Source organism: Flectobacillus sp. (assembly GCF_049240685.1).
In the GTDB taxonomy this organism is placed as follows: Bacteria; Bacteroidota; Bacteroidia; order Cytophagales; family Spirosomataceae; genus Flectobacillus.
Genome location: NZ_JBMLSD010000258.1, coordinates 1 through 5,007, shown reverse-complemented (window position 1 = coordinate 5,007; position 5,007 = coordinate 1). Strand labels below are relative to the sequence as shown.

Here is a 5,007-nt window from a genome sequence, read left to right as displayed (position 1 = left end):
AATTTTGTCCAGTAATCAGACCTTTGCCACCAACTCCAACACAATTAACTCATTTACAAACAGATACCATTTAATAAGATTCAAATAGTTTGATTGGATATATATATTTTTCTTAGGTATTTAAGATAATTTTATCATAAACCCTACAATGTATAACCCCATAAACTATGAAAAAATTAAGCAAAATGCTATTACTATTCCTACTGGTAGTAATAATTGGCATAGTAGGTATTCTTTCTTATGTATCGTTTGCGCTTCCTGATGTTGGTCCTCCGCCAGAAATAAGTATAAAATCCAACGCCGCCTCTATCGAAAATGGGAGATATTTGGCAAATCACGTAGCGGTTTGTATTGACTGTCACAGTACGAGGGATTATACCCTATTTGCTGCCCCTCCTATTGCAGGAACAGAAGGCAAAGGCGGTGAAACTTTTGATCATCGCTTAGGTTTCCCCGGCAGCTATACTGCAAAAAATATCACTCCATCGGGTATAGGAAATTGGACTGATGGTGAAATTTACAGAGCTATGACCACTGGTGTGAGTAAAGACGGACATGCCCTTTTTCCTATAATGCCATACCCTTATTACGCTTCCATGGATCCACAAGATGCCAATGATATTATCGCCTATATCAGAACTCTAAAGCCCCTTGAAAATACACCACCTCCCTCTTCATCGGATTTTCCAATGAATTTTATCATTAATACCATTCCGCAGAAAGCTAAAGCTATGTCAAAACCTAGTGAAGATGATGTGCTAAAGTATGGGGAATACCTCATTACGGTAGCTTCTTGCAGAGAATGCCATACCAAACCAGACGATAAAGGAGGAAAAGTACCAGGAATGGATTATGCAGGAGGGTTCGTATTTCCAATGCCAGGATTTGGTACATTAGTTTCGCCCAATCTTACTCCAGACCCTGAAACAGGGATTGGGAAATGGACTGAAGAAGCTTTTGTGGCTAGATTTAAAGCATACGGAGAAAGTACCTACCAATCTCCAAAAGTTGGTAAAGGTCAATTTCAAACTATGATGCCTTGGACAATGTATAGCGGAATGAAGGTAAAAGATTTAAAGGCTATTTATGCCTATTTAAGGAGTATAAAACCTGTAAAAAATAAGGTTGTCAAATTTACTTCTGAAATATAAGTAACTCAGGCGTTTTGTGATTGAGTGATTAGGGACTTTTCAAATGGTTAATCTTTATACACTCAATCACAATTCGCTAATTTACTAGATACTTTTATAATGCACCTCTGATAAATCTCTTAAAATTGCTGCACTCTTTTCTGCTGAAATATCCCTTTGTGGATTAGCCAACATTTCGTAACCCACCATAAATTTCTTGACGGTTGCCGAACGCAATAATGGTGGATAAAATACAAAATGCCAATGCCATTCGTCATGTGGCAAGCCGTCGGTTGGTGCCTGATGAATACCCGCAGAATACGGAAAAGATGTCTCAAATAAATTATCGTATTTCACAGTCAGGCGCTTGTAGGCATTTGCCAAAGCATCGCGCTCATAGGTAGTCATGTCACTGATACGAGCCATTTTGCGTTTTGGAATCAACATAGCCTCAAATGGCCACACAGCCCAGAATGGTACTAAAGCCACAAAATGTTCATTCTCAAATAGCACTCGTTCCTTTTTTTCTAATTCTTTTTCTAAATAATCAGCCAAAAGCGAACGGTTGTGTTTTGCCCAATATTTAGCTTGAGCATTTTGCTTCTTTTGTGGCTCATCTGGAATACTACTTTGTGCCCAAATCTGACCATGGGGATGAGGATTCGAACATCCCATTACAAAACCCTTATTCTCAAATATCTGAACATAATTGATAAAATCCTTTGCTCCTAAAGTATTGTATTCCTCAACCCAAGCATCTACTACAGCACGGATTCCCTCTTCCGACATTTCTGGAACGGTAAGGTTGTGAGCAGGTGAAAAGCAAATTACACGACCAACACCTTTTTCCGTTTTTGCTAAAAACAATTCGCCATCTTCGTATTTTTCGTCTGGCGTGTCTTTCAATAATGCAGCAAAATCATTATCAAAAACATACACTTGCTCATAATTAGGATTTACTTCGCCATTGGCTCGCGTATTTCCTGCACACAAATAACACTCAGGATCATGCGCTGGACGTTCGTCATTGGCTAACTTTTCTACCTGACCCTGCCAAGGACGCTTCGCGCGGTGCGGTGATACTAATACCCAGCTTTCGGTAAGTGGGTTATATCTACGATGTGGATTTTCATTAAAATTCATAAAAGACGGTAAGCTATCGGCGATAGGCTATTAGCTATTTTGATTTTGTAATATGACGATTGGATATCGACAAGACACATTTATACTATTTCGGTACCATTGGTTAGTGCTACAACATAATAGACCAACTCACGGTTGAATTCTTTTCGGTAAGCCTCTGTCAAGCCAGCGATGAATGAATCCAATTGTGATTTTTCTACAATATTGACAGTGCAACCGCCAAAGCCTCCACCCATCATCCTAGAGCCTATTACGGCCATATTTTCTCTGGTTTGTTCCACCAAAAAGTCTAATTCAGGACAACTTACTTCATAATCATGCTGAAGCCCACGGTGAGTCTCATACATTTTTCTTCCAAAAGTACCCAAGTCATTTTGTAAAAGAGCTTCACAGGCTACTACAACCCTCTCGATTTCGCCAACAACATATTTTGCACGACGATAAACTACCTCAGTCATCAGTGGTTCGGCCTCGGCCAACATCTCAAAAGTTACATCACGCCAAGAGCCTATTTCAGGAAAAATTGAAGCAAGGGTTCTTAGCGCCTCCTCACATTCCAAGCGACGAGTATTGTATTCAGAATCTCCCAATGAATGCTTTACACCAGTATTGCAAAGCACCACTACATGGTCGGGCAAAGCAATAGGGAAATATTCAAATGAAAGATCACGACAATCTAGACGAATTACAGAATCCTTTTTGCCAAACATTGAAGCAAACTGGTCCATAATACCACAATTTACCCCTACAAAATTGTTCTCGGCCGCCTTCGAAACCTGCACCATTTGAAGTGTCGATAAACCCAAATTATAAATATGGTTTAGGGCAAAAGATAGACCCGTTTCTACTGCAGCCGACGACGAAACCCCTGCACCCAAAGGGATATCTCCGCCAAAAACTACATTAAAACCACCAAATTTCTTACCTGCTTTTTGAAGTTCATCTACTACCCCAATCAAGTAATTACACCAAGAATGCTCAGATGCTACAGGATTATTTACCGAAAAAACAGTCGAGCTATCCAAATCGAAAGCTACTGCATGACATTCGTTGTCGGTACGTGGAGAAATAGCAAAGTAAATTGCTTTATCGATACTTGCCGGCAAAACATAGCCATCGTTGTAGTCTGTATGTTCGCCAATGAGATTGATACGACCAGGAGCACGAACAGTAATGGCAGGTTCAGCTGAGAAGGTATCGACAAATTTTTTGATGATTGATTCAGGATACATGTTAAGTTGTTTCAATAAGATTGAATAAGGTAAGATGCCATAGCCTTGGTACTTTTCGATGAATTCTAAAAAAGAAATTCCCGATTTAGACTGTAGGCACACTAGTCACTAAAGGCCAAACAGCTAAAAAAAACACAATTAAAACGCTTTTTAATACAGTTGGCATAAATGGATATTCAAAGAAATCAATTTTTTAAGCAAAAAACTAACCCTTTATTAAGTCATAACTCGTATTTTACCAAAACTGAACTAAAATACCCTTCAAACCCAATAATCAAACATTTGCACAGATTTGCACAATTCTAGGAAACACAAATCAGACTAAGACTATTGGAGGAATGTTTGTAATTTAGCAGTTCCAAAAGCCAAGGCTTAGGACTTCCTCAAAAATATGCAAAAGACACAAGTAACCATCAAACATATAGCGCAAGCCTTGAATATTTCGATTTCGACGGTTTCGCGCGCACTACAAAATCATCCACGCATTGGTTTAAGAACAAAAGAAAAGGTTTTTGAAATGGCACAAAAACTCAACTACGTTCCTAATCCAGCGGCGATTTTGCTCAAAAAAAATAAAACATATACGATTGGGGTGGTTTTGCCACACCTTCAGGAAGAGTTTTTCTCACAAGCGATTACCGCCATTGAAGATGTTATTTCTGCCGAAAATTATAATGTAGTCATTAGTCAATCTCGCGATAAATTAGAAAGAGAAAACAGAGCCATCAAATCTTTTATAAGCAGTCGGGTTGATGGAGTAATAGCCTCGATTTCGGCCGAAACAACACAATATTATCAATTTCGAGAATTAGAGAAATATGGTATCCCTATTGTATTTTTCGACCGCGCGCCCAAAGATGTTCCCGTAAATAAAGTAAGAGGTAATATTGCGGATGCGGCATTTGAAGTAATTGATTTTTTGGCAAAAAAAGGAATCAAAAAAGTGGCGATATTGAACGGCCCAGCTAGCTTAGAAATCTCTGATGAACGCTTGATGGGTTATTGGGGTGCAATGAAAAAATTTAATCTCCCAATTATTCAAAATTATATCAAGTCTACTGACTTGAGCAAGGAAGATACAACTAAAAAGATGATTGAATTGCTAAACTGCGAAGATTTGCCAGAAGCAGTATTCTGTTTCAACGATTATGTGGCACTTTATGCAATGCAAGCCTGCAAACAAAAGGGGCTTATTCCCAACAAAGATATCATGTTTGTGAGCTTTGCAAATCTTCCGATTACTACCTATTTGGACAACCCTCCCTTGGCCTCGGTAGAGCAGTTCGCTTACCAAATGGGAGAAAAAGCGGCACAACTCTTGTTAAAAATCATCCGTGCTGAAAATGAACCTCTCGAACCCGAGGATATCCTAGTAAATACCAAACTAATTGTACATTAAGTGGGGTTTTGGAGGGATAATTTACTTTTTAAAAATCTAAGTAGGAAAACGTTATTAGTTAACAGTCTGATTACTGGACAAAATTGAAGTTACTAGTTCAAGA

The 5,007-nt window shown here is 38.7% G+C and carries 4 protein-coding genes; 2 read left to right on the top strand and 2 right to left on the bottom strand.

The genetic code is table 11. From position 1 onward, the window contains the following. Positions 1-167 precede the first annotated feature (167 nt). The gene (locus ACOVQ4_RS11870) at positions 168-1,151 is read left to right on the top strand and encodes a c-type cytochrome (RefSeq protein ID WP_421820857.1); all 984 of its coding nucleotides are present in this window, start codon (positions 168-170) and stop codon (positions 1,149-1,151) included. 84 nt (positions 1,152-1,235) lie between these two features. Here ACOVQ4_RS11870 and ACOVQ4_RS11865 read toward each other — a convergent pair whose 3' ends face one another. Next, entirely contained in the window at positions 1,236-2,273 is a 1,038-nt protein-coding gene (locus ACOVQ4_RS11865; protein WP_421820856.1) for a UDP-glucose--hexose-1-phosphate uridylyltransferase, read from the bottom strand. Positions 2,274-2,353: 80 nt separating this feature from the next. Further along, positions 2,354-3,505, bottom strand: a complete 1,152-nt coding sequence (locus tag ACOVQ4_RS11860; RefSeq protein ID WP_421820855.1) for a galactokinase — start codon at positions 3,503-3,505, stop codon at positions 2,354-2,356. Positions 3,506-3,896: 391 nt separating this feature from the next. Here ACOVQ4_RS11860 and ACOVQ4_RS11855 point away from each other — a divergent pair, with 391 nt between their 5' ends. Next, the gene (locus tag ACOVQ4_RS11855; RefSeq protein ID WP_421820854.1) at positions 3,897-4,904 is read left to right on the top strand and encodes a LacI family DNA-binding transcriptional regulator; all 1,008 of its coding nucleotides are present in this window, start codon (positions 3,897-3,899) and stop codon (positions 4,902-4,904) included. Positions 4,905-5,007 lie beyond the last annotated feature (103 nt).

Excerpts from the sequence above, each read along its gene's own strand:
- ACOVQ4_RS11855 (WP_421820854.1), top strand. The coding sequence starts at position 3,897 with ATGCAAAAGACACAAGTAACCATCAAACATATAGCGCAAGCCTTGAAT.
- ACOVQ4_RS11860 (WP_421820855.1), bottom strand. The coding sequence starts at position 3,505 with ATGTATCCTGAATCAATCATCAAAAAATTTGTCGATACCTTCTCAGCT.
- ACOVQ4_RS11870 (WP_421820857.1), top strand. The coding sequence starts at position 168 with ATGAAAAAATTAAGCAAAATGCTATTACTATTCCTACTGGTAGTAATA.
- ACOVQ4_RS11865 (WP_421820856.1), bottom strand. The coding sequence starts at position 2,273 with ATGAATTTTAATGAAAATCCACATCGTAGATATAACCCACTTACCGAA.